Genomic DNA, 22,567 nt, shown 5'->3' with positions numbered 1-22,567 from the left:
CGCCGACGGTGGGTTACTCGCCGTCGCTGTCGTCGGCTCCGGAGAAGGGAGTGGTGAACCGGTAGCCCGCGGCGATCAGCCGCGGGAGATAGGTGCGCACGGCCGCCAGGGTCTGGGATCGGTCGCCGCCGCCGTCGTGGTTGATGATGATCGCTCCCGTGCGGGTGCGGTCCAGTACGGTGGCGGCTATCCGCGCACTGCCCGGACGGGACCAGTCGCGCGGATCCACCGACCAGGCCAGCGGCCGCAGGTCGTACTCCGAGCACGCGGACAGCACGGCGGGCGTGAACGTTCCGAACGGGGCGCGGAACAGCCCCGGGCGGTTCCCCCGGGAGGCCGACTCGATGGCGTCGGCGGCCTTCTCTATCTGGTCGCGTATCTGCGCGGGACGCAGATGCCGCAGATTGGGGTGCGACCAGGTGTGGTTGGCCAGCGCGTGCCCCTCGTCGACGACGCGGGCCACCAAGTCTGGGTGTCTGGCGGCGTGTTCACCGATCATGCAGAACGTGGCGGTGACATGGTGGCGCCGCAACTCGTCGAGTATGAACGGGGTGTAGCGGGGGTCCGGCCCGTCGTCGAAGGTGATGGCGATGGTCTTGGGGCCGGCGTCCACGTGGTACTGCGGCCCGCGCACATCGCCGTCCTCGCTCTGTGCGGGGCCGGGGGTGGGGAACCGGGACCGGGACCGCCCGCCGGCGACCGCGTGCCGCCAGGGCGGGTCGACCAGCAGGCCCCATCCGCCCACGGCCGCCATCACCAGACCGCTTGTGTACAGCACAGCCCGCCGAGGCACGCTCACCGTCACGGGACATCGTCTCCCTCGTAGCGGTTGCCCCCATCGCGGCACCAGCGGGCGTTCGCCCGTCGCCGCGTTACACCGCCACCCTGGCACCGGGCACCGTCCCCGGCAGTCGGGAGTACGCCATTAGCCTTAACGTCCCCGCGGCGCCGGGAGGGGTCCGCTCACGCCCGGCCGTGCGTCTTCTGGGAGTGGCGGGAGAGCGAGTCCAGCACCACGGCGGCCAGCAGCACACCGCCAGTGATCATGTACTGCACGGTGGTCTGGATCCCCATGAGCAGCATCCCGGACGCGATCGACTGGATGACGAGCATGCCGAGCAGCGCGGACCAGGGACTGCCGCGCCCGCCGAACAGGCTGGCGCCGCCGATGACGGCCGCGGCGATGGAGTTGATCATCAGGATGCTGGAGCCGGAGGTCTGGCCGACCGAGGCCACCCGCGAGGCGAGGAACAGCCCGCCGATCGCGGCCAGCGTCCCGGAGATCGCGAACACCGAGACCCGTACCCACACCACGTTGATGCCCGCTCGCCGGGTCGCCTCGACACCGCCGCCGATCGAGCGGATCCGGCGGCCGTACTTCGTGCGCCGCTGCACGTAGTCGAGGCCGACGACGAAGACAAGGAAGACCAGCAGCGCGAGCGGCAGGCCCTCGAACCGGTTGAGCACATAGGCGGTGGCGAACGCGATCACCGCGACCCCGCCGGTGCGCAGGGCGATCTCGGCGAGCGGCCGGTACGGCACCTCGGCGGCCCTGCGCCGCCGCCGGTCCTGGTACGAGGTCAGGAAGAACACCGCGGCGCTCAGTGCGGCCAGCCCGTACGCCGCGGCCGTGTGGTGGAAGTAGCGGTTGGTCAGGGCGTAGACCAGGCCCCGCTCATGGAGGTTGATGGTGCCGCTCGCGCCGAGGACGTGCAGCATCAGACCGTTCCAGGCCAGCAGCCCCGCCAGGGTGACCACGAAGGCGGGCACCCCGACCCTGGCGAAGAAGAACCCCTGGATGCCGCCGATCGCGGCGCCGACGAGCACCGCGGCGAGCACCGCCAGCCACTCCGGCAGGCCGTCGTTGACGTTCAGCACGGCGAACACCGCCGCCGCCAGCCCGCTGACCGAGCCGACCGACAGGTCGATCTCGCCCAGCAGCAGCACGAAGACGATGCCGACCGCGATCAGTCCCGTGCCGACGATGTCCACGCTTAGGTTGGACAGGTTGCGCGGGGAGAGGAACTGGTGGTCCAGGACCTGGAAGACGATCCAGATCACCACGACGCAGAACACTCCCGGCAGCGAGCCCAGTTCACCGCCGCGCAGCTTGCGGACGAACTCGTCCAGATAGCCCGGCGCTTCCCGGTCCGGCTCGCCCTGGCGGCGCCTGGCGGTGGAGTCGGTGTGCGCCTTCGCGGCCTTGAGTTCGGAAGCTTCCGCCCTGTTCACAGCATCGCCTCCCACGCCCATGCCTTGCGGTGCGTCACGGCGTTGTCGGTTGCTCCGGTGATGGAGGAGACGATCTGCTCCTGGGACGTGGTCAGTACGTCGAAGAAGCCGTTGTTCCGGCCGAGGCGCAGCACAGCGACCTGGTCGGCCGCGGCCTTGACGTCGCCCAGGTTGTGGCTGATCAGCAGCACACCGATGCCGCGTTCCCGCAACCGCTCGATGAGGTCGAGGAAGTGGGCGGTCTGCTCGACACCCAGGGCGGCGGTGGGCTCGTCCAGGATGAGGATTTTGGGATCGCTCAGCAGTGCGCGGGCGATCGCGACCATCTGCCGCTGGCCCGCGGAGAGCGACGCGACGGGGACCCGTACGCTGGGGATCCGGATGGACAGGGTGTCCATCAACTCCAGTTGCCGGGTACGGCGTTCCATGGCCACCTCGTCAAGGACACCGCCCTTGCACAGCTCATGGCCGAGGAACACGTTACCGACCACATCGAGGGTCTCGCACAGCGCGAGGTCCTGGTACACGCCCGCGATGCCCAGGGCCTGGGCGTCATGGGGGCGGTTGATGCGGACCGGTCGGCCGTTCCACTCGATGACGCCCTCGTCCGCGGGGCCGACACCGGTGATCACCTTGACGAGGGTGGACTTTCCGGCGCCGTTGTCGCCGACCAGGGCGACCACCTCACCGGCGTGGATCTCCAACTCGACGTCCGTGAGCGCCTGGACGGCGCCGAACCGCTTGCAGATTCCGCGCAGTGCCAGCACGGGCGTGGTGGACACATCGACCATCTCCTTAACCGGTGAGACCGGCCTTCTCGCAGGCGGACCTGTACTGGGGCGTGCAGATCTGGCTGACCGTGTAGGGGCCGCGGTCGACGACGGTCTGCCTGATGGTGTGCGCGGTCACCGGCACCAGGGTGCCGAGGACGGCCGGAATGTCCTTGCTGGTGTCGTTGCTGACCCGGGCGTTGGCGATGCCGTGCAACGTCCGGCCACGGCCCAGCGCGACGGCCATCCGTGCCGCGGCGTCGGCTTCCGACACGAAGGACTTGTAGACGGTGAGGCTCTGCTCGCCGGTGAGCAGCCGCTGTATGGCGCCCAGATCGGCGTCCTGACCGGTGATCGGGGGCAGCGGTGTGACATCGGCCGCCTTGAGGGCGGACAGAGCGCCGGACGCCAGGCCGTCGTTGGCGGACAGCACACCGTCGATCCGGCCCGCGCCCAGTTCGGCGATGGCGGCGGACATGTTGCTGAACGCGTTCTCCGGGATCCAGCCGCCGGTGTAGTACGTCGCGGCGATCTTGGCCCGGCCCTTGAGGACGGAGAGCGCGCCGTCCTTCAGCGCCGCGGTGTTCGGGTCGGTGGGGTCGCCGTTCATCATCACGACCCGCGGATCGTGCGCCTTGCTGCCCATGGCGGCCAGGAGGCCTTGGGCCTGGATCCGGCCGATCTGCCAGGAGTCGTAGCTGGAGTAGGCGGAGACCGGGCCCTGGGCCAGTCGGTCGTAGGAGACGACCGGGATGTGGGCGTCGTGCGCCCTGGTGACGGAGGAGCGCAGCGCCTTGTAGTCGACCGGATCGAGGATCAGCACCCGGACGCCGTTGGCGATCATCGAGTCGATCTGCTGTTGCTGGGTCGCCACGTCCGCCGAGGCGTTGGCGTAGTCCACCGTGCAGTGCGGGCACAGTTGCCGGACCTTCTTCTCGACCAGCGGTTTGTCGGCGGTCGCCCAGCGTGCGGTGTGGGTGTCGGGAAGGAGCAGGCCGATCGTGAAGCCGCCGCTGCCCTTGGCGACGGCGGTCGGGATGCCGGGGCCGCGGGCCGTTCCGCAGGCGGCGAGGCCGACGGCCAGGGACACCGCTGTCACGGCAACCGCAGCGCGACCCAGAGAACTCTTCATCCGCGGGCACTTCCGGTCGTGGTTCTCCTCTCGACAATAGCCGCAATACCCGAAAAATCGGACTCGGGGCTGGGGGTCGACGGTTCAGCTCTCCAGTGGTGCCAGGACGATCTCCCCCCACACCTGCTTGCCGCCGCTGAGTGGAACCGCACCCCACGAGCACGCCATGGCCTCCACCAGCAGCAGCCCCCGGCCGCCGGTCACCTCCCAGTCCACGCTCGTCGGCTTGACCGGTGCGCGCGGCGACGAGTCGCTGACCGCCACCCGCAACCGCTCCCCGGCCAGGGTGAGATCCAGGCGAACCTCGCCCTGGGTGTGCACCAGGGCGTTGGTGACCAGCTCGGAGACGATCAGCAGCACCGCGTCCGTCTGCTGGCTCACCTTCCACGAGCGCAGGGTGCGCGCGGTGAAGCGGCGGGCGTGCATAACGGCGTCGGGTAGCCGCCACACCGCCCAGCCCGCGCGCAGCGGCCGGGCCCGCAACCCGTCGTAGCGCAGCAGCAGCACCGCGACGTCATCGTCACGTCGGTCCGCGCCGCTGATCACCGCGTCGGCCAGCCGGTCGACGTCGGACGGGTCGGTGGCGGAGAGCACCTCGCGCACCCGGCGCATCCCGTCGTCCAGGTGCAGGCTGGACGACTCGACCAGGCCGTCGGTGAGCAGTGTGATGACGCTTCCGGCGGCCAGCCCGACCACCGTCAGGGGAAACTCCGCGTCCGCCAGCACCCCCAGCGGGGGACCGCCCTCGGCGAACACCTCGCTGGAGTTGCCGTCCGGGTCGCGCAGCAGCGGCGGCAGATGCCCGGCCCTGACGATCCACGCGTCGCCCTCCTCCGTGTCCAGCGCGACGTAGCAGCAGGTGGCGAACGAGTCCGTGTCCATGCCCACGAGCAGCCGGTTGGCGTGCGAGACCACCACGTCCGGCGGGTGGCCCTCCACGGCGTAGGCCCGGATGGCGGTGCGGATCTGGCCCATGACCGTGGCGGCCTCGGCGCTGTGCCCCTGTACGTCGCCGATGACCAGCGCCACATGCCGGTCGGAGAGCGGGATGACGTCGTACCAGTCGCCGCCCACCTCAAGCCCGGCCGTGGCGGGCAGGTAACGGGCTACCGCCGCACAGCCGGGCAGCTCGGGCAGCTTGCGGGGGAGCAGGCTGCGCTGGAGCATCGCGGCCAGCTCGTGCTCGGCGTCGAAGGCGCGGGCCCGCACCAGGGCCTGCCCCACCAGTCCCGCGGTCGCGGTCAGCAGCGACCGCTCCTCGGTGCCGAACTCATGCGGGTTGTCCCAGCCGAGCAGGCAGGCGCCGACCAGCCGGCCGTCGGCGGGCAGTGGCAGCACCGCGAGTCCGCCGCGGCCGAGTCCGGCGAGCCCCGGCTCCAGGCCGGTGCTGGTGGTCCACAGGCTGGTGCGGCCCTCACGCAGCGCGGCCTCCAGGGTGGGCAGGGCGCGGGCCGGGGCCTCGGGCCACTCGGAACGCCACTCGGCGCGCCAGATCTCCGGCCACGCCGAGGGCTCCGGCGGGTCAAGGACGGTGACCACCAGTCGGCTGGCGTGCAACTCGGACAGCGCCATCCGATCGGCGCCCAGGGGCTCGCGCAGCGCGGCCACCACCCCCCGGCTCACGTCCCGTACGGTCATCGCGGTGGCCAGGATCGCGGACAGCCGCTGCACCCGGGAGACCTCGTCCGTGCTGGGCCGCAGATGCGAGGACTCGGCCACCACGCCCAGCATCCGCTCCGGCCTGCCGTCCGAGTCGGCCAGCACCCGGCAACGCAGCCGCAGCCAGTGCAGCTCGCCCGACGGCCAGCGCATCCGGAACTCCAACTCCCGCCTGCTGGAGGCCATATGCCCCGGTTCGACCACGGACATCAGTGCGGGCAGGTCCTCCGGAACGGTGTGCGCCAGCAGGGTCTCCACGCGTCCGTCGAACTCGCTCGGGTGGATCCCGGCCAGATCGAGCACCTGTCTGTCAGCGTCGATCTGCCCGGTGCCCAGCACCAGCGTGAACGAACCGACCCGCATGTGCCGCAGTGCGCAGTCCGGGGCCGTGGTACCGCAGGGGACGTCGGCGGCGTCGAGGAGCGCGCCGACCTGGTCCGCGTACAGCTCCAGGAAGTTGCGCCGCACGGTGTCGAAACCGTCCCCGCCGCGGTCCAGTACGACCAGGCAGCCCAGCCGCTTGCCGTTGGCGCCCAGCGGCAGGGCGCCCAGGGAGACGTCGGCGGGCTGGCCGTCACCGTGTGCGGTCACCTCCGCCGGGGTCAACCACAGCGGCTGCCCGGTGCGGAAGGCGTCGGCCACCGGCGAGCTGCCGGACAAGGGGTATCTGGACGACAATCCGAACCCGGTGCCGGGACTGTCCCCGACCGCATCGGTCTGTCGTAGCTCGTCGGCGTCCAGGTCCAGCACGTAGACGGCGGTGAGCGCCGCCCCGGCGAACCCCTCGCCCCGATCCGTCACGATCCGCAGCGTCCTCGTAGCAGGGAGTCGACTCCGTGGGCCCCGGCCGCCCGGTTTCACGGCATGGGGGCCGCCTCGCTCTGGCCCTTTATCATCACACATTCCCGCTTAAGGGCGAGATTGATCCGATTGGCCCCGGGTCCGTAGTTCTGATTGCGGGCTTGCGCAATCACGCAAGTGGCGTGGCTACGATGTGGGGAACCGGGACCCAGGGGAGGGCCAATGAGCACGGAATCCGGCGGAACCGTACCCACCGTCGACGAGCAGCCGACCGACCCGGGAACGCGGCCGGTGGAGTCACTGACCGGGATAGCCCACCCGGGACACGCCTTCGACCGGATCCTGGCCTGGGTGCCGCGCGCCCTGGCCAGCAAGGTGCACGTCATCTTCCTGGTCGCGCTGGGCATCTACCTGGTCGTGCTGCCGCTGGCCCACATCCTCACCCCCAGTGCCACCGCCGAACTCATCGGCGGCAACTACACCAACGTGACCAGCGACGTGGGCGCGTGCATCGCCGCCGGCGGCACCCTGCACCTGGTGCGCACCAACCGCAGGCGCTCCCGCATGGAAGAGGAAAGACTGCGCCTCGCCCGGGAGACGCACCGACTGCTGCATCATGTCCATGCCGACGAGGCCCGCGGTCTGGGCCATGATGTTCCGGAGCTCGACAGGGGCTAGAGCGGAGCGGGTACTCGGTCAGCCGACCGGGCCGGAGCCGCGGCTCAGGGTTCAGCGGTCGATGTGGACGTTGGTCGACTTCACCCGGGCGGTGGCCTGTACCCCGACCTCCAGTCCGAGTTCCTCGACGGCCTCCCGGGTGAGCAGCGAGACCAGCCGGTGCGGTCCGGCCTGGATCTCCACCTGGGCGGCGACATCGCCCAGCTTGACCGCGGTGACGATACCGGGGAAGGCGTTGCGGGCCGTGGTGTACGAGGCCTCCTCCTCGCCCCCCGCGCTCTGCGCCAGTTCCACGGAGAACGCGGCCAGGTCCCGGCCGTCGATGAGACGGCGACCGGCCTCGTCGCGGTGCGTGCGGATACGGCCGCCGTCCGCCCAGCGGCGGGCGGTGTCCGGACTGACGCCGAGTAGCCGCGCCGCCTGGCCGATCGTGTAGGACTGCATGTGCCTCACGATAGTGGCCCTTTGTCCGGCGTTTGCGACGGGTCGCGATCATCGACGGCCAGTGCTGGCTACTGTGTCTGTGGCACATCCGGAAAACGGGATATTCCGCGCGAAGGGCCCGAGGTGGCGTTCCATGAGTCTGAGCATGCGCAACCAGCTTCCCGGTACTGTCGTATCGGTCACCCCTGGCACGGTCATGGCCACGGTGAAGGCTCGACTGGCCGGTGGTCAGCAGATCACCGCCGCGGTGACGCTGGAGGCGGTCAGAGACCTCGGGATCGCCGAGGGCAGTGCGGTGCGCGCCCTGGTCAAGTCCACCGAGGTGGCGTTGGCCACCGGCCCGGTGACCGGGGTCAGCATCCGCAACCAGATCCCCGGCACGGTCTCGGCGGTGGCCACCGGTGAAGCCATGGCGACGGTCAAAGTGGCCGTGGAGGGCGGGGAGTTGACCGCCGCTGTCACCAAGGACGCCGTCGAGGAACTCCGGTTGGCCGCGGGTTCCCCGGTGGTCGCGCTGATCAAGTCGACGGAGATCGCGCTCGCCGCCGCCTGACGGGACGCCGCGGTCGCCCGCCTAGCGGTCGGGCGGAAGGTAGGCCCCGACCCAGATGCTGGTGATCGCGCTGACGTAGCGCGCCCCGCAGGCGTCGCCGGGTACCACCAGCTGGCTGCCGTCCGCGTCCAGCGGGCGCCCGTCGAGGGTGGTGGCCAGCAGCACGGGGGAGTTGCCGAACTCGGCGTCGATCTCGGGCCAGGACAGCACCGAGCGATGGCCGTCGCCACCGAACACCGCGATCAGGAACCGCGAACGGTCCTTGCGGCGGCGCACGTCGAAAGTGGGGTGGGCCTCGGTGGCCACGTCCCGCAGCAGCGGCCCGGTGAAGACATGCCGCTGGGCGCCGTTGGTCGCGCAGTCGAAGACGACTTCGGCCCGCTGGGCCGGCCACCGCCGCAGTTGGGCCACCGTCAGGTCGCCGGGGCGTTCGAGGTCACCGTACAAGCGCAGCGTCCGGGGCGGTGCTGTGATGCGGCTCATCGGCGGTCCCCTCGGCGTACGGGCGTGAGTCGGGCTGCTCGCAGAACGTGATGCCCGCCCCTGGAGATCGGGAACCGAATCTGCCCGACTTTTCGGCCGCGAAGCCTGGCGAATCTTTGGTTGGTGCGGGGAATGGCCTCGCATCTGCGAACCTAGGGGGCTTGCCGTGCATCGCTGATGAAAATGAAAACCGATTGCGATAAGCTGTGGTGTCATGGCCCGCCCCGAAGCGCACCCGACTGTCAGCACCCGAGCCCGCACCGCTGCCCACCAACTCTGCTACTGGGCGCGTCGGCAACTGGTCACCCTCATCGACCGCTAAGGAGAGCCGTGCTGGTCCGCTATCCGCGCACGCGGTACTCGATCCACCGGAACTGCCGGTACACACAGCCGATTTGGGACCGCTCGGCACCCGAAGCCGTCGCGGTCGCCGAGCCCGTCGCGCCACCGCAGGGTGTGGTCATCGACCGCGAGCGGCGTACGGCGTCGATTGACGGGCGAACGCTCACCCTGACCTACCTGGAGTTCGAACTCCTCGCCCATCTGACGGCGGCCCCGCGGCGGGTGCACACCCGCGCCCAGCTGATCAACGAGGTGTGGCGGCAGCCGTCCATCGGCGACACCCGCACCGTCGACGTCCACATCGCCCGACTCCGCCGCAAACTCGGCCCGGCACACCGATCGCTGATCGCGACCGTGCGTCAGGTCGGCTACACATACCGCCCCGCATGAGTGGCGGCCGCGTGAGGCTATCCGGGCGAGGGGGTTGAACCGTGCGTGGCGAGCACTTCGAGTAGCTCCGCGATCTCCGGGGCGCGCAGGCGGTAGCGGACCACCCGTCCGTCCTTGTCGGCCTGTACCGCGCCCGAGGTACGCAGCAGCCGTAGCGCCTGGGAGACCGCGGTGTCCCGGATCCCGGTGGCGAGCGCCAGGTCGGAGACCGCGATGGGGCCTGCCCGGTGCAGCGCGAGCAGCAGCGAGAGGCGGCCGGGGTCGGCGAGCAGGGCGAACCGCTCGGCCCAGGCGCGCACCCGCTCGGGGTCGCCGATCCCCTCGATGGCGTGGCACACGGTGTGCTCGTCAATGGGGTGCTGATGCGCGCGCTCCGGCGGAACCAAGTGCATGGGCCCCATTCTCACCCCTTGCCCGCCGATGACCAACACACGTGCATATCTGTGCAGGCTTGAGGCCACCCTGACTGAACATCTACCGTTGCCCAGCCGTGGTGTTCGGGAAGAGCGGTGCGAAACCGGAGCGGCCCTCGCCACTGACCCTGTCTGAAAAGTCCAGTACGGCCCTGCCGGCTGGATCTCCGGCATCGACCCGAACGACGTGGGCCGCCTCATCATCGTCGGCCTGTCCGCGGTGGTCTGGGCCTGCGCACTCGTCTACTGGCGGCCTGGCCAAGGTCGAGCGCCGTTGGCACGCACCGGCGGCCGAAGGCAGCTGATCCACGGCCGTCAGCGCACCGCTACCAGAACGCAACCGGTGCCGAACTGCCAGACCGGGCAGACGTGTCGGAATCCCACCCGGCGTAGCAGTTCCACGTGGTGGGACACGTCCAGACCGTTGTCGCGGTTGTGGTGTGCGCAGGACGGCCTGGGTTGGTCGGTGAGCAGTTGGGCCAGCTCGGGTTCGCCCGCCACGGCCGCCCACCAGGACGTCCAGTCCTCACGTTCGCGCAGCCGCTGCCGTTCGGCCCGGCGCCGTCCCACCTCGGCGGCGATCCGCGACGCCGGGTCGCCGCCCGGGCCGAACTGGTCGCTGTTGACCAGCACCCCGCCGGGCCGTACCAGCGCGGCCAGTTGTTCGTAGGCGCGTCCCAGCACCTCCGGCGGCAGGCAGTGCAGTGCGGTGGTGGAGACGACGGCATCCAGCGGCTGGTCCAGCTCCAGCGCCTGGAGCCAGCCGTCCGCTCCGATGGTCGCCTCCACGAACCGGGCCGCGGCCGCATGGTGGGTTCTGCCCAGCTCCAGCAGGAGGGGGTCGCGGTCCACGGCCACGATGTCCGCGTGCGGCAGCCGCTCCGCCAGTCGCACGGCCAGCGATCCGGGGCCGCAGCCGAGGTCCACGATCAGCGGCTTCGGCTGGCCGGCGGTGACATGCTCAACGATGTCCGCGATCACCGTGAACCGCTCCTCGCGGTCGACGGCGTACCGCTGCTGCTGGCGTTCCCAACGCTCTACCCACAGCGCGGCCGTTGCCATGCTCAGTCCCATCGGGGCGCGCCACCTCTGCCATCTCGTAACCATCCGTCCGACAGTGCCGAGCCTACAGGTGGAAACGATTTTCAAGTGCGGGTGCTTCACTCCAACGTGCTCAAAACCCTCAGAAGCCGGTCAATCTCCTCCGGGGCGTTGTATACGTGCAGACTCACCCGCACCGAGTTCTGCTTCTCGCCGCCGCTGCCCTGGCAGTGGCTGTCGCTGCGCACCATGAACCCCTCACTGAACAACACGAATCCCAGATCACCCGAGTCGATGTCGCGGTGCCGGAAGGTGACTATGCCGCGCCGCTGTTGTACGTCGGTCCGGGCGGCGAGGCTGCGCTGGCATCCCAGCACTTCGTACGGGTCGAGTTGGCGCAGCCCCTCGGTGAGCCGGGCGGCCAGCGCGGTGGTCCATCGCTCGACGCGGTCGATGCCCGCGGAGTCCAGCCAGTCAAGTGCCGCCCGCAGGCTGGCGATTCCGCTGGTGTTGGGGGTGCCGTCCCAGCCGCCCGGTACGAAGCGCGGCCCGCGAGCGTTACGGGCCCACACGGCGCCGCTGCCCGGCAGGGCGAGCGCCTTGTGGCCGGAGAACACGGCGAAGTCCACATCGAGTTCGGCCATGGAGACCGGTAGATGGCCGACGCTCTGCGCGGCGTCCAGGCAGATCGGTACGTCCGGCCCCACCGCCTGGCGGATCCGGTGCACGTTCATGTCGCCGCCGTACACATGGTGTACATGGGTGACCGCCACGAACCGGGTGCGCTCGCCCACCAGTTCGGCCAGCGCACCCGGTTCGTAGTCACCGGAACCCGGCTGGTACGGCATGGGGCGCACCAGGACGCGCACCCCCTGCCGGGCGAGCAGGTCGCGTACCTCAAGCCACGGTGCGATGTTGGCCTGGTGGTCGGCGAACGGGACGACGATCTCGTCACCGTCGGCGAGCAAGCCGGTCAGCCAGTCCCGCGCGACGGTGCGCAGCCCCTCGGTCGCCCCACTGGTGAAGTGCACCTCGGAACGCTCCGGCACCGGATCGCGCAGGAACTCCTTGACGCGCTGCCGGGTGGCCCGCACCAGTGCCGTCGTCTGGTTGGCCCAGGTGTAACTGCCCCTCGCGGCATTGGCGTTGCTGGTGGTGAGGTAGGCGTGTACGGCGTCCAGCACCGCCCGCGGTTTCTGTGTGGTCGCGGCGCTGTCCAGGTACGTCAGCTCCGGGTTGGCCGCGATGATGGGGAACTGGGCGCGCAGCGCGGTGTGCCAGGCGCGTAGCTCCTCCAGCGCGTCGGTGTCCGTGGTGGTCACCCCGGCTCACTCCCGTACCAGGGGAGCGCCGGCGTCCCGCCAGGCGATGATGCCACCGGACAGACTGCGCACATCGGGATGGCCCATCCGGGACAGCAGCGCCGCGTACCGGGCGGACTGCTCACCGACCGGGCATGCCAGCAGCACCGGCTGGCTCTTGCTGAACGGCATTCCGCCGCGAACGAGTTCACCGAAGAGTTCGTCCACGATGTTGACGGACCCCTCGATGTGCAGGGCGGTGTAGGCGAAGGGGCTGCGCAGGTCGACGATGAGTGGCCGCTCCCTGGCGATCCACTTCAGGGCGTCCTCGGTGTCGATGGCCGGGGCCGAGCGAACTTCGGCGTCGGAGAGGGTGGTGAGGGAGTTCTTCCGCACTGGGCGGCCCAGCAGTTCGGGGCGCCGCTCCCGGACGTAGCTCAGATAGCTCTCTATTCGGTCGCACACGATGAACACCGCCGACCTGCGCTCGGTCAACTCGCTGTCGACAGCGCACAGTTGGCGTACCGCGCCGAAGTACGCGGCGCCGCCGGTGGGTCCGGCGAGCAGGCCGCAGCGGCGGGCCAGGGCCAGCATGCCCTCGATGGCCTCGTCGGAGGTCACCGACTCGATGGCGTCATAGGTGGCCGGATCGAACAGGCCGACCTCCTGTACCTCGTCAATGGTGCGGATCCCCGGGATGAAGTCCGACTTGTGCGCGACCAGCCCGATGACCTGTACCCGCGGGTCGTGTTCGCGCAGCACCCTGGCCACTCCGCTGGACGAGCCCGCGGTGCCCACGCAGGCGATGAACCAGTCTGGGGCCCGTCCGTCCAGGTCCTTGACGATCTCCGGACCGGTTCCCGTGGCGTGTGCCTGTGTGTTGCGGGCGTTGTAGTACTGGTCGGTGTACAGGTAGGCGCCCTGCGGTTCGGTGAGGGACTGGTGAAAGAGCGTCAGCGGGTCGGCGGTGTTGGTGGGATCGAGGCATTCGGTCTGTCCCGGTAGCTCCTCGATCTCCGCGCCCAGCAGCAGCAGCAGTTCCCTGACCTCGGGGATCTTCATCCGGTTGGTGATGCTCTTGAACGACAGCCCGTGCATGCCCGCGATCACGGCCAGCGCCTTGGCGGTGTTCCCGCTGGACAGTTCCACCACCGTGTGGCCGTTTTCCACCGCCGAGTCCAGACCGGGGCGCACCATGTTCCAGGCGGCCCGGTCCTTGACCGATCCGAACGGGTTGAGCATTTCCAGCTTCGCGTACAGGTCGATGTTGCGCAGGCCGTGCACGGCCGGGTCGATGCGGACCAGCGGTGTGTTGCCGATGGCCTCGGTGATGTTGTCAAACCGCATGCGCGCCCCCGGGATTCGTGATCGGCCAGTACTGCTCGTCAAGGCACCATCGCCAGCCGTCCCCGTCCTGCCAGGCGGCGACCTTGCGCGCCACGGGCTGCCGTTGCGCGTGGTCGGCGCTGAAGTCCATGCAGTATCCGGCGGTGTTGGCGAAGCCCAGCAGATCACCGGGGACGGGCGGACGCGGGAGGAAGACCATCCTGCGGGTGACCATGTCCGACTCCAGGCAGAGGTTCCCGGTGAGGTAGACCCCCAACGGCTCGGCGTCGGCCGGGGTTCGGCCCTTGTCGCGCGGGATGAGCAGCGGGTCCATCAGCACGCCGTGTTCCTCCAGGCCGATGTCGTCCGCGTTGGCCTCCAGCCGTACCAGGTGCTCGCCCGACTCCGTGCGCCGCACCTCCAGCACCCGGGCGAGGGTGAGCCCGCACTGGTCGGCCAGCGCCCGACCGGGTTCGGTGTACAGGTCGTACAGGCTCTCCAGGAGCAGCGTGGCCAACCGGCCGCCCAGCGACGGGGCTTGGTGCGACAGCAGCGCGTCGAGGTAGCGCTCACCGGCTACCGGCCGATGGGCCGGGTAGAGGCCGAGGGCGCCGCGCAGCGTGCCGGAGTCGTTGCGCAGTCCGTAGCCGTGCTGGTGCCAGGTGAGCGGCGGGCGCCTGCCCAGCACCGCGTTGGTCAGCTCCGTGGTGTAGCGGTCCCACTGCTCGCCGTCGTCGAGGTAGTTGACGCCGTAACCGCCGCCGACGTCGATGGCCCGCGGTTGCAGCCCTCGGGCCCGGCACAGGTCCATCGCCCGAAGGCAGCCTTCGAGTGCCACCGCCTTCTCGCTGAGGCTGGTGGTGTCCAGGTGGTAGCCGACGCCGAGCAACTCCACGGCGTCGCCGTGCCGTTCGACCACCTTCAGTAGCCCGTCCAGTTCCGCCACCGGTGAGCCGAACCTGCTCTGCCGGGTCAGTACCTTCATCCCGGGCGCCGTGAACCCCGACAGCCTCAGCAGGATCCGGGCGCGGGGCAGCCGGAACCGGTTCACCAGTGCGGTCAGTTCGTCGAGTTCGGCGGGGGAGTCGATGTGCACCCCGACCCCGGTGCGGGCGGCCAGCCACAGGAACTCCGGGTTCTTCGGGCCGGTGGCCATGATCCGATCGGGTGTGAATCCCGCGCCGAGCGCGTGCTGGAGTTCGCCCAGCGACGCGACCTCAACGGCGCCGCCCGCGGCGGCGAGTTGCCGTACCAGGGCGCTGGAACGGTTGGCCTTGTGCGCGAAGAGGACCTCGCCGCCCAGCCGGTGCTCGCGGTACACGCCGCGGAAGCGAGCCAGGTTGTCGGTGATCTGCTGGGGTAGGACCACGTTGAGCGGTGAGCCGAGGCCGCCGACGAGTGTGTGCAGTAATGGGCCGGACCGTACCAACGACGCCAGCCGTGGGCCCAGCCTCGGCTCCAGGTACAAGGGGACGTCCATCCGAGGTTCCCTCCCCTGGTATCGGCTGGGCCAGCGGTGACCCAACGACTGTTCGGTCTACCCATTTCCGCCCGCGAGGCTATTTACGCCCCCTTCCCAGTGGTGGGAATGGCCGGAAAAGATACGTGGACATGGAAGTCATTTTCACTTAGTGTCGGTCTGTGACCATACAGAGCCTCGCGAGGAGGTGATCGGCCGTGGGCGGCCGGACGACCGGCAAGCCGCCGCGCGGGGAGGCGCGGGGGCGTACGACCTGGCAGCGCACCGCCGTGCTGAGGGTGCTCGCGGGATGCCAGGACTTCGTCTCCGCCCAGGAGTTGCACGCCCTGCTCGCCGCAGCCGGAAACAGCGTCGGGCTGACCACCGTCTACCGTGCGCTACGGGACCTGGAGTCGGCCGGGCGGGTGGACGTGGTCCGCGATGACGCGGGGGAGCGGCTGTACCGGCGGCGGCTCTCGGACGGCCATCGGCACTACCTGATGTGCCGCTGTTGCGGGCGCAGCCAGCCGGTGGCCTCCGAGGTGGTGGAGGAATGGGCGGACCGGGTCGGTGGGGACGCGGGGTTCGCCGCGGTCCATCACACCGTAGAACTCACCGGCATCTGCGCCCGATGCCTGCCCTCCGCCGAACAGGGCGAGCCACCCTGTCGGCCAGCCCGCAACCGCGACCCCCACAGCACCGCCCCCGAAGGGGCCTGACCCGTCGATGGGCGAAACCGCCGCGACCGGCGGCGGGTGCCTGCCCGCCACCGTGCCGGCCGGATTCCTCGCCTCGGTTCGGCCGTCCCCGCCGACACGCCAGGCCGACCTCCAACAGGCCCTGGACGGCACCTGTTTCCGCGCCGACGGCGGGCGCCGGCACGACGCCACCGTCATATCCGTCGGCGTCACCCTGCCCGGTGAGCTCGACCAGGACCGGCTCAACGGGTGGCTGGGCGGCCTGTTGAGCGTCCGGGGCGCTGATATCTTCCGTTCGAAGGGCATCCCGCCATCGCGGGCACGCCCAAGCCGATATGTCTGGCAGAGGGGGGCACATGCCGTTGCACGGCGGGTTTGGCCGTGACCGCCGCGTCGGCGAACTCCGCGGTGAGCGGCTGGTGTTGATTCCGCCGCGACCGCGACCGCGCCGCCCGGGAACCCGGCTTCGCCGACTGTCCGACCACCGCGGGAACGAGCGCGTGGGCTTCTCCGGCAGGGGCCGGGCCGACACCGCGCCGCGCCCGTTGGGCACCTATGGGACCATCACGGCACTCGCCGCCTGGCGACCGGGCGGTCATCTGCCGTCCCGGACGGCACGGTGAGCAGGGGCGTGGTGTTCGGTGCCGCCCGCAGTCGGCCGTGCACGGTGGTCGTTTGCCGGGGCTGCTGCTGCGGCAACCCGAGCAAGTACCCCGGTACCGACCACCAGTGGCAGCTGGACCGGCTACGGGCGGCGGCCGCCGAGTCCGGGGGCCGACTGACGCTGCGTACCACCGACTGCCTCGGTCCCTGCGGTCAGGCGAACGTGATCGTGGTCCAGCCCTCCGCCGAGGGCAGGCGCAACGGCGGTCGGGCCGCCTGGATCGGCTGGGCGCTGGACGACGACTGCACCGATGACATCCTGCGTTGGGTCGCCGACGGCGGCCCCGGCGTCATCGATCCGCCTGCGACCCTGGAACTCCAGTTCATCGAGCCGCCCGGCGAGGCGCGCGCACGGGCCCGGGGCCGCGGTCGTACCCGCCGATGAGGCGTGGACCGCTCGGCCACCGCAAGATCGAACACCGCTGACCATGGCAAGGGCGGTATCCGGACATCATCGGATTCCAGACGACAACCGTCACTCGGGTGCGTTTCCGATCACCGCATGTCAGGATCGAAGGCGAAGTACACATGACGCGGGGCAGACGCACATGACCGAGCGGAAAGAAGGAATCGCCATGGCGACCGCCACCCACGCTCCCCACACCAACCACACCCACCAGCACGGCTCTGGCTGCGGCCATGTCGCCGTTCCGCACGACGACCATGTCGACTACGTCCACGACGGACACCTGCACCGCGCCCACGAGGGGCACACGGACGAGTGTGAGCCCGCAGGCCACAGCGTCCACGACAGCCACGGCCACCAGCACGGCGCCGGGTGCGGCCATGTCGCCGTTCCGCACGGCGACCACGTGGACTACATCCACGACGGACACCGCCACGCCCAGCACGAAGGCCACTGGGACGACCACTGACCGCTGTCCCCGCGACGCACGCTGATCGGCGCCTCGGCCTTCGGGCCGGGGCGCCGATCAGTTGTGACGGCGGCGACGTTTTCAGGTGCGGCGGCCCCAAACTGCTGGCAGCCGGGCCCACTTGACGGTCGTGCTTCTCCACCTCGGATCGGGACAGCAGGGGATCGGCGGCACCTGGAGATGAAAATGAAAACCAGTTCTGTGTAGTCTGTTGTCCATGGCCCGCAACGAACTACGCCCGATCATCAAGCTCAGGTCCACCGCCGGAACCGGCTACACCTACGTGACCCGCAAGAACCGCCGCAACAACCCCGACCGGCTGACCCTGCGCAAGTACGACCCGGTCGTCGGTCGCCACGTCGACTTCCGAGAGGAGCGCTGACCGTCATGAAGTCCGGCATCCACCCCGAGTACCGGCACGTCGTCTTCCGCGACCGCTCCGCCGACTTCGCCTTCCTCACCCGCTCGACCATGACCAGCGACCGCACCATCGAGTGGGAGGACGGCAACACCTACCCCGTCATCGATGTCGAGGTCTCCTCCGCCAGTCACCCCTTCTACACCGGAACCCAGCGCGTCCTGGACACCGCCGGCCGCGTCGAGCTGTTCCAGCGGCGCTACGGGCGGGGGGCGCGATGAGCCCGGCCGATCGTCGGCTGCCGGTGGCGATCGTCGGCGGGCTGCACGCGGACGCGCGCCGCGCGGCGATCGGCGACATCCTGCACGCCGTGCCCGGTACGGTCGTGCTGCACCACGACCTGTCCGCCGCGTCGGACGGCATGGTGCACCGCGCCGTCCGGGACATCACCGGCCCGGTCAGCGCCGGCCACACCCCGCTGGTCAACGACTGCGCCTGCTGCGCGCTGCGTGAGGACCTGGTCCCGGAACTGTTGCGACTCGCGGAGGACGGCGCGTACCGGCTGGCCGTCGTCGAACTGTGGGACTCCGTCGAACCGCAGGCCATGGCCGCCGTGATCGCCGCCGCGGGCGCCCCGCTGGAACTGACCGGCGTGGCCACCGCGGTGGACCCGGCCCTCGTCCTGCCGTACCTCGCCAACGGCGACGACCTCGCCGAGGTCGGCCTGGCCGCCGCGCCCACCGACCAGCGCACCATCGCCGACACCTTCGCCCGGCAGATCGAGTACCCCACCGTCCTCGCGCTGTCCGAGGGAGAGGAACCGGCGGACGACGCCGACCAGGCACTGCTGGCCCAACTCACCCCCACCGCACGGCGCTTCCAGGTCGGCGGGGGCGAGCTCGGCCCGGAGCTGCTGACCGGATTCGACCTCGCCGCCGCCGCGGCCCGGCAGCACCCGTCCTGCGCACTGCTGCCCCAGGAGGCCGACGACCACGGGGTGACCACCCTCGCCTGGCGCCGCGACCGGCCCTTCCACCCGCAGCGGCTCTATGCCGCGCTGGAGGACCTGGCCTGTGTGGCGGCGCGCAGCCGCGGCCGGTTCTGGCTCGCCGACCGCCCCGACACCCTGCTGTCCTGGGACGCGGCGGGCGGCGCCCTGTGCGTCGAGTCGACCGGACCGTGGCTGGCGGCGCTGCCCGAGGCGGCCTGGGAGATGGTCCCGGCCGAGCGCCGTGTCGCCGCCTCGCTGGACTGGCACCCGCAGCACGGTGACCGCTGCCAGCACCTCACGTTCACCTCACCCGGCCTCGACCGCGACGGCCTGCTGGAACTTCTCGACTCCTGCCTGCTGACCGACAGCGAATACGCGGCGGGCCGGGACGTGTGGCAGCAACTGCCCCACGCCTTCGACGAGTTCCTGGACCCCGTGTCCTGACCCCGACCCGAAAACCCAGACCTCAAGGAAAGGACCCGGACATGTCCCGGCGTATCCCCACCAAAGCCACCGACCGCCGCCGCAAGCGCGTCAACCCCCTTGAAGCCGCGGACATCACGTACATCGACTACAAGGACACCGACCTGCTGCGGAAGTTCATCTCCGACCGCGGCAAGATCCGCAGCCGACGCGTGACCGGCGTGACCCTCCAGCAGCAGCGCCGCCTGGCCCAGGCCATCAAGAACGCCCGCGAGATGGCGCTGCTGCCGTACGGCAGCCGGTAGGCCCTCCGCGCGCGGTGCGGGCCCCAACCACCCCTATGATCATCCCTCGGATCGGCGATTCCCCTGCTGTACGGGGGAGTTGGCGGACTCCGTACATATCGGTCGCCCCAACCCGGTTGGGCGGCCCGCACCGAGGGAAATGAGGAAGCGCCGTGCGTGAAGAGTTCTACGAGCGCGAAGAGATCATCGAGCGGGACGGGTTCTTCGGCGGGGAAGAGATCATCGAGCGCGAGACCGTCGTGGAGCGCGACGGTTTCTTCGGGCGCGAGGAGGTCATCGAGCGGGAGGAGATCGTCGAGCGCGACTTCTTCTGACCCGCACCGCCGCCGGGCCCCGGCCCGGCGGCTCACGTGTGCTTCCGGCGCACAGGGTCCGGCCACCGGACATCCAGCGGCGAGAGGGCCTACGCTCGCGGTATGCGGATCGTGTCGTTGCTGCCCGCGGCCACCGACATCGTCGCGGAACTGGGCCTGGTCGGAGATCTGGTCGGGCGCACGCACGAGTGCGACTGGCCGCCGGACGCCGTGGCCTCCGTACCGGTGGTCACCTCCGCCGAGCTGCGGACCGGCGGCATGAGCAGCCGGGAGATCTCCGACGCCGTGGGCGGAATGACCCACCAGGGCTCGTCCCTGTACACGTTGGACACCCGGCGCCTGGCCGAACTCGCTCCGGACGTCGTGCTGACACAGGACCTGTGCGAGGTGTGCGCGGTCTCCTACTCCACGGTGTCGCGTGCGGTACGCGTCCTGGACGCCGGGCCCCGGGTGATCAGTCTGGAGCCCCGCACCCTCCACGAGGTGCTGGGATGCCTGGAGCGGGTCGGCGAGGTACTGGGCGTGCCGGAGACGGCGGCGCGACGGGTCGCCGAACTGCGCGGCAGACTGGACGCGGTACGCGACGCGGTGGTGGGCCTGCCACGCCCCCGGGTCGCCGCCGTCGAATGGCTGGACCCGCTGTGGCCGGCCGGGCACTGGGTACCCGAGCAGATCGGCTGCGCCGGAGGCGAGCCGCTGCTGGCACGACCCGGAGAACACACCGAACCGGTGCGGTGGGATGCGGTACGTGCCGCACGGCCCGAGGCGGTCGTGCTGCTGCCCTGCGGCTTCACCCCCGAACGCACCGAAGCCGAACGGCACTTGCTCACCGCCCTACCGGGCTGGTCCGAGCTGCCCGCGGTGCGCGACGACCAGGTCTGGGTGGTCGACGGCCCCGCCTACTTCAACCGGCCCGGCCCCCGCGTGGTACGCGGCATCGAAGTCCTCGCACACGTCCTGCACGGTGTGTCGGCCGGCGTCCCGGTCACCCACGCGGAGGCGCGCCGGTTGGCGGGGACTTGACTTCAAGCCTGCTTGAGACTGCAGGCTGGCGTCACCCCGCTCGGCCGGCGCCGCTCCTCCCACCGAACAAGCCTGGCCGTCCGGGGAGTTCACGTCGCCAGTCACACGGTCCAGGAGAACGACCTTGACGTCCGATCAGTCACAGCTGCCCGACATGACCCGGCCCGACGCCGGTACCACCTTGCTGAGCGAGTGGACAGTCGGCACACCTGAGCGGCAGCGTGCGGCCGCCGAGGCCCTGCCTGGGGGAGTGGCGCGAGCTGTCCGCACGGTTTCAGCTCGATGCGTTCCTCCAGCTCAGCTGCTTCGCGAGTGCGGACGGCCGGGTGCTGCTCAGTCATGCGCAGTGGGTCAGCGATGAGGCGCACATCGCCTTCGCACGCGAGCACCGCCAGGACATGGTCAACCGCATCGACCAGGCGATCCCCGGCATCGAGCGTCCGGGACTGTCCCGCTACCGGCTGCTACACAGCGTCGTCCCGGACGGCGCGCCCGACTGCGGCGAGTCCATCACGCTGCTCTACGTCGCGACACAGACGGCCGAACACGCTCGGCGCTGGGCCGACGCCACCGCGGACAGCCTGCGGAACGCACCGCCCGCGGGCATCGGAGCCGCACACCTGCTGGCGAGCACGGATGGCAAGCGCGCGCTGATCTACGCACCGAACACGCAGGGCGGCGACTGGCACCGCTCACTGCCCGTGCCCCTCGACAGCGCGGTACACGTACACCCTCCGCAGCACTACCGCCTGCTCGGAAGCGTGCGAGGCCGCCGAAGCGAGTCACGCCGCTAGCGAGCGTCCCGTCCCTGCGCCAGACGGGGGACGACCCCGCAGGTCCGTGCGTCGATCGCGCTCCGACCGGCTATTCGTCGTTCATGGACCCCGTCACCGCGCTGGACCGCATCGCGTTCCTGCTGGAGCGCCGCCACGAGGCCACCTACCGCGTACGTGCCTTCCGCACTGCCGCGGAGACGATCGCGGCCCTACCGCCGGAGGAACTGCGCGCCCGAGTCGCGGCCGGGACGCTGACCGCACTCCCCGGCATCGGCCCGACCACCTCACGGGTCATCAGCGAGGCGGTCTCCGGGCGGCGGCCCGGCTACCTCGTCGAATTGGAACGCGCCGCCGAAGAACCGCTCGCCCAGGGTGGGCAGCGGCTGCGCGGGAAGCTGGTCGGCGACTGCCACACGCACTCCAACTGGTCGGACGGCGGAAGCCCCATCGCGGACATGGCCTACACCGCCCGCGACTACATCGGCCACCGCTGGACCGTCTTGACCGACCACTCACCACGGCTGACGGTTGCCCGCGGCCTGTCCGCGGAGCGGCTGCGCGAGCAGTTGGACGTCGTCGCCGAACTCAACGCGCAGCTGACCCCGTTCCGGCTGCTGACCGGCATCGAGTGCGACATCCTCGATGACGGCTCACTCGACCAGGACGAGGAACTGCTGGACGAACTCGATGTGGTCGTGGCCTCGGTGCACTCCAAGCTGCGCATGGATCCGGTGGCCATGACCCGGCGGCTGGTCGCGGCGGTCCGCAATCCCCTGGTGGACGTGCTCGGCCACTGCACCGGACGGATCGTCACCGGCCGCCAGCGGCCACCCTCGCTGTTCGACGCCGAGGCGGTGTTCGCCGCCTGCGCGGAGTCCGGAACAGCCGTGGAGATCAACAGCCGACCCGAGCGCCTGGACCCGCCCCGCGATCTGCTGCGCCTGGCCGTGGAGTACGACACACTGTTCGCCATCGACAGCGACGCACACGCACCAGGCCAGCTCGACTGGCAGATCCACGGCTGCGCCCGCGCCGAGGAGTGCGGCGTCCGCGCCGATCGGGTGGTCACGACCTGGCCGGTCGAGCGCCTCCTGGAGTGGACCCGCAGCCACCCGGG

General features: G+C 70.5%; 27 protein-coding genes. 15 read left to right on the top strand and 12 right to left on the bottom strand.

Going from position 1 to position 22,567, the window contains the following annotated elements:
* Positions 1 to 13: 13 nt before the first annotated feature.
* The 5 genes from O5O46_RS19055 to O5O46_RS19035 form a co-directional block, all read right to left on the bottom strand.
* Complete coding sequence (locus tag O5O46_RS19055) at positions 14 to 805, bottom strand: polysaccharide deacetylase family protein (RefSeq protein ID WP_269856694.1); 792 nt, start codon at positions 803 to 805, stop codon at positions 14 to 16.
* A gap of 158 nt (positions 806 to 963) precedes the next feature.
* Entirely contained in the window at positions 964 to 2,232 is a 1,269-nt protein-coding gene (locus tag O5O46_RS19050) for a sugar ABC transporter permease (RefSeq protein ID WP_443072569.1), read from the bottom strand.
* The gene (locus O5O46_RS19045; protein WP_269856693.1) at positions 2,229 to 3,023 is read right to left on the bottom strand and encodes an ATP-binding cassette domain-containing protein; all 795 of its coding nucleotides are present in this window, start codon (positions 3,021 to 3,023) and stop codon (positions 2,229 to 2,231) included. Before O5O46_RS19045 ends, O5O46_RS19050 begins: the two co-directional genes overlap by 4 nt.
* Before the next feature lie 4 nt (positions 3,024 to 3,027).
* Complete coding sequence (locus O5O46_RS19040) at positions 3,028 to 4,134, bottom strand: sugar ABC transporter substrate-binding protein (RefSeq protein ID WP_269856692.1); 1,107 nt, start codon at positions 4,132 to 4,134, stop codon at positions 3,028 to 3,030.
* A gap of 84 nt (positions 4,135 to 4,218) precedes the next feature.
* A complete protein-coding gene (locus tag O5O46_RS19035; RefSeq protein WP_333482400.1) occupies positions 4,219 to 6,594 on the bottom strand; it encodes a SpoIIE family protein phosphatase in 2,376 nt (791 codons plus the stop codon).
* Between the two features lie 222 nt (positions 6,595 to 6,816).
* On the opposite strand from O5O46_RS19035, the gene O5O46_RS19030 reads away from it, so the two are divergent.
* Positions 6,817 to 7,272: a hypothetical protein gene (locus O5O46_RS19030; RefSeq protein WP_269856691.1), complete on the top strand. Its 456-nt coding sequence runs from the start codon at positions 6,817 to 6,819 to the stop codon at positions 7,270 to 7,272.
* 51 nt (positions 7,273 to 7,323) lie between these two features.
* On the opposite strand, the gene O5O46_RS19025 is transcribed toward O5O46_RS19030, so the two are convergent.
* Positions 7,324 to 7,728, bottom strand: coding sequence for a TOBE domain-containing protein (locus O5O46_RS19025; protein WP_333482407.1), 405 nt, complete (start codon positions 7,726 to 7,728; stop codon positions 7,324 to 7,326).
* A gap of 121 nt (positions 7,729 to 7,849) precedes the next feature.
* Here O5O46_RS19025 and O5O46_RS19020 point away from each other — a divergent pair, with 121 nt between their 5' ends.
* The gene (locus O5O46_RS19020; RefSeq protein WP_269856689.1) at positions 7,850 to 8,269 is read left to right on the top strand and encodes a TOBE domain-containing protein; all 420 of its coding nucleotides are present in this window, start codon (positions 7,850 to 7,852) and stop codon (positions 8,267 to 8,269) included.
* A gap of 21 nt (positions 8,270 to 8,290) precedes the next feature.
* Here the strand turns inward: O5O46_RS19020 and O5O46_RS19015 are convergent, their stop codons facing one another.
* Complete coding sequence (locus tag O5O46_RS19015; protein ID WP_269856688.1) at positions 8,291 to 8,752, bottom strand: molybdopterin-dependent oxidoreductase; 462 nt, start codon at positions 8,750 to 8,752, stop codon at positions 8,291 to 8,293.
* Positions 8,753 to 9,082: 330 nt separating this feature from the next.
* On the opposite strand from O5O46_RS19015, the gene O5O46_RS19010 reads away from it, so the two are divergent.
* Positions 9,083 to 9,484 (top strand): winged helix-turn-helix domain-containing protein, encoded by a 402-nt coding sequence (locus tag O5O46_RS19010; RefSeq protein ID WP_443072568.1) that lies wholly within the window; start codon positions 9,083 to 9,085, stop codon positions 9,482 to 9,484.
* A gap of 17 nt (positions 9,485 to 9,501) precedes the next feature.
* On the opposite strand, the gene O5O46_RS19005 is transcribed toward O5O46_RS19010, so the two are convergent.
* The 5 genes from O5O46_RS19005 to O5O46_RS18980 form a co-directional block, all read right to left on the bottom strand.
* Entirely contained in the window at positions 9,502 to 9,876 is a 375-nt protein-coding gene (locus O5O46_RS19005) for an ArsR/SmtB family transcription factor (RefSeq protein ID WP_269856687.1), read from the bottom strand.
* Positions 9,877 to 10,212: 336 nt separating this feature from the next.
* Positions 10,213 to 10,971, bottom strand: coding sequence for a class I SAM-dependent methyltransferase (locus O5O46_RS18995; RefSeq protein ID WP_269856686.1), 759 nt, complete (start codon positions 10,969 to 10,971; stop codon positions 10,213 to 10,215).
* A gap of 86 nt (positions 10,972 to 11,057) precedes the next feature.
* Positions 11,058 to 12,260 (bottom strand): aminotransferase class V-fold PLP-dependent enzyme, encoded by a 1,203-nt coding sequence (locus O5O46_RS18990; RefSeq protein ID WP_269856685.1) that lies wholly within the window; start codon positions 12,258 to 12,260, stop codon positions 11,058 to 11,060.
* 6 nt (positions 12,261 to 12,266) lie between these two features.
* The gene (locus O5O46_RS18985; RefSeq protein ID WP_269856684.1) at positions 12,267 to 13,586 is read right to left on the bottom strand and encodes a pyridoxal-phosphate dependent enzyme; all 1,320 of its coding nucleotides are present in this window, start codon (positions 13,584 to 13,586) and stop codon (positions 12,267 to 12,269) included.
* Entirely contained in the window at positions 13,576 to 15,045 is a 1,470-nt protein-coding gene (locus O5O46_RS18980) for a Y4yA family PLP-dependent enzyme (RefSeq protein ID WP_269856683.1), read from the bottom strand. Before O5O46_RS18980 ends, O5O46_RS18985 begins: the two co-directional genes overlap by 11 nt.
* Before the next feature lie 197 nt (positions 15,046 to 15,242).
* Here O5O46_RS18980 and O5O46_RS18975 point away from each other — a divergent pair, with 197 nt between their 5' ends.
* The 12 genes from O5O46_RS18975 to O5O46_RS18920 form a co-directional block, all read left to right on the top strand.
* Positions 15,243 to 15,743 (top strand): Fur family transcriptional regulator, encoded by a 501-nt coding sequence (locus O5O46_RS18975; protein ID WP_269856682.1) that lies wholly within the window; start codon positions 15,243 to 15,245, stop codon positions 15,741 to 15,743.
* A gap of 7 nt (positions 15,744 to 15,750) precedes the next feature.
* Positions 15,751 to 16,107, top strand: coding sequence for a GTP-binding protein (locus O5O46_RS18970; RefSeq protein ID WP_269856681.1), 357 nt, complete (start codon positions 15,751 to 15,753; stop codon positions 16,105 to 16,107).
* A 234-nt stretch (positions 16,108 to 16,341) separates the two neighbouring features.
* On the top strand, positions 16,342 to 16,770 hold the full coding sequence (locus O5O46_RS18965) for a (2Fe-2S) ferredoxin domain-containing protein (protein ID WP_269856680.1): 429 nt from the start codon (positions 16,342 to 16,344) through the stop codon (positions 16,768 to 16,770).
* A gap of 190 nt (positions 16,771 to 16,960) precedes the next feature.
* Positions 16,961 to 17,260: a hypothetical protein gene (locus O5O46_RS18960; protein WP_269856679.1), complete on the top strand. Its 300-nt coding sequence runs from the start codon at positions 16,961 to 16,963 to the stop codon at positions 17,258 to 17,260.
* Positions 17,261 to 17,477: 217 nt separating this feature from the next.
* Complete coding sequence (gene rpmG, locus O5O46_RS18955) at positions 17,478 to 17,642, top strand: 50S ribosomal protein L33 (RefSeq protein WP_269856678.1); 165 nt, start codon at positions 17,478 to 17,480, stop codon at positions 17,640 to 17,642.
* 5 nt (positions 17,643 to 17,647) lie between these two features.
* On the top strand, positions 17,648 to 17,899 hold the full coding sequence (locus tag O5O46_RS18950) for a type B 50S ribosomal protein L31 (RefSeq protein ID WP_269856677.1): 252 nt from the start codon (positions 17,648 to 17,650) through the stop codon (positions 17,897 to 17,899).
* Complete coding sequence (locus O5O46_RS18945; protein WP_269856676.1) at positions 17,896 to 19,053, top strand: GTP-binding protein; 1,158 nt, start codon at positions 17,896 to 17,898, stop codon at positions 19,051 to 19,053. Before O5O46_RS18950 ends, O5O46_RS18945 begins: the two co-directional genes overlap by 4 nt.
* Positions 19,054 to 19,094: 41 nt before the next feature.
* Complete coding sequence (gene rpsR, locus O5O46_RS18940; protein ID WP_269856675.1) at positions 19,095 to 19,337, top strand: 30S ribosomal protein S18; 243 nt, start codon at positions 19,095 to 19,097, stop codon at positions 19,335 to 19,337.
* Positions 19,338 to 19,489: 152 nt separating this feature from the next.
* Positions 19,490 to 19,651: a hypothetical protein gene (locus tag O5O46_RS18935; RefSeq protein WP_269856674.1), complete on the top strand. Its 162-nt coding sequence runs from the start codon at positions 19,490 to 19,492 to the stop codon at positions 19,649 to 19,651.
* Positions 19,652 to 19,753: 102 nt separating this feature from the next.
* Entirely contained in the window at positions 19,754 to 20,674 is a 921-nt protein-coding gene (locus tag O5O46_RS18930; RefSeq protein ID WP_269856673.1) for a cobalamin-binding protein, read from the top strand.
* Positions 20,675 to 20,895: 221 nt separating this feature from the next.
* On the top strand, positions 20,896 to 21,468 hold the full coding sequence (locus O5O46_RS18925; protein WP_269856672.1) for an antibiotic biosynthesis monooxygenase: 573 nt from the start codon (positions 20,896 to 20,898) through the stop codon (positions 21,466 to 21,468).
* An 83-nt stretch (positions 21,469 to 21,551) separates the two neighbouring features.
* Positions 21,552 to 22,567, top strand: a 1,016-nt coding sequence (locus O5O46_RS18920; RefSeq protein ID WP_269856671.1) for a PHP domain-containing protein, incomplete at its 3' end; no start/stop codon positions are given.

Origin of the sequence: Streptomyces sp. RPT161 (genome assembly GCF_027533845.1) — a bacterium.
Classification (GTDB): domain Bacteria; phylum Actinomycetota; class Actinomycetes; order Streptomycetales; family Streptomycetaceae; genus Streptantibioticus_A; species Streptantibioticus_A silvisoli_A.
Note: the sequence above shows the minus strand (reverse complement) of the source record. Positions and strands in the feature narration are given on the sequence as shown.

Bases quoted from the DNA above. Each gene is read 5' to 3' on its own strand.
- O5O46_RS19045 (WP_269856693.1), bottom strand. From the start codon at position 3,023: ATGGTCGATGTGTCCACCACGCCCGTGCTGGCACTGCGCGGAATCTGC.
- O5O46_RS19040 (WP_269856692.1), bottom strand. From the start codon at position 4,134: ATGAAGAGTTCTCTGGGTCGCGCTGCGGTTGCCGTGACAGCGGTGTCC.
- O5O46_RS19030 (WP_269856691.1), top strand. From the start codon at position 6,817: ATGAGCACGGAATCCGGCGGAACCGTACCCACCGTCGACGAGCAGCCG.
- O5O46_RS19020 (WP_269856689.1), top strand. From the start codon at position 7,850: ATGAGTCTGAGCATGCGCAACCAGCTTCCCGGTACTGTCGTATCGGTC.
- O5O46_RS19015 (WP_269856688.1), bottom strand. From the start codon at position 8,752: ATGAGCCGCATCACAGCACCGCCCCGGACGCTGCGCTTGTACGGTGAC.
- O5O46_RS19005 (WP_269856687.1), bottom strand. From the start codon at position 9,876: ATGCACTTGGTTCCGCCGGAGCGCGCGCATCAGCACCCCATTGACGAG.
- O5O46_RS18995 (WP_269856686.1), bottom strand. From the start codon at position 10,971: ATGGGACTGAGCATGGCAACGGCCGCGCTGTGGGTAGAGCGTTGGGAA.
- O5O46_RS18985 (WP_269856684.1), bottom strand. From the start codon at position 13,586: ATGCGGTTTGACAACATCACCGAGGCCATCGGCAACACACCGCTGGTC.
- O5O46_RS18980 (WP_269856683.1), bottom strand. From the start codon at position 15,045: ATGGACGTCCCCTTGTACCTGGAGCCGAGGCTGGGCCCACGGCTGGCG.
- O5O46_RS18970 (WP_269856681.1), top strand. From the start codon at position 15,751: ATGGGCGAAACCGCCGCGACCGGCGGCGGGTGCCTGCCCGCCACCGTG.
- O5O46_RS18960 (WP_269856679.1), top strand. From the start codon at position 16,961: ATGGCGACCGCCACCCACGCTCCCCACACCAACCACACCCACCAGCAC.
- rpmG (WP_269856678.1), top strand. From the start codon at position 17,478: ATGGCCCGCAACGAACTACGCCCGATCATCAAGCTCAGGTCCACCGCC.
- O5O46_RS18950 (WP_269856677.1), top strand. From the start codon at position 17,648: ATGAAGTCCGGCATCCACCCCGAGTACCGGCACGTCGTCTTCCGCGAC.
- O5O46_RS18945 (WP_269856676.1), top strand. From the start codon at position 17,896: ATGAGCCCGGCCGATCGTCGGCTGCCGGTGGCGATCGTCGGCGGGCTG.
- rpsR (WP_269856675.1), top strand. From the start codon at position 19,095: ATGTCCCGGCGTATCCCCACCAAAGCCACCGACCGCCGCCGCAAGCGC.
- O5O46_RS18930 (WP_269856673.1), top strand. From the start codon at position 19,754: ATGCGGATCGTGTCGTTGCTGCCCGCGGCCACCGACATCGTCGCGGAA.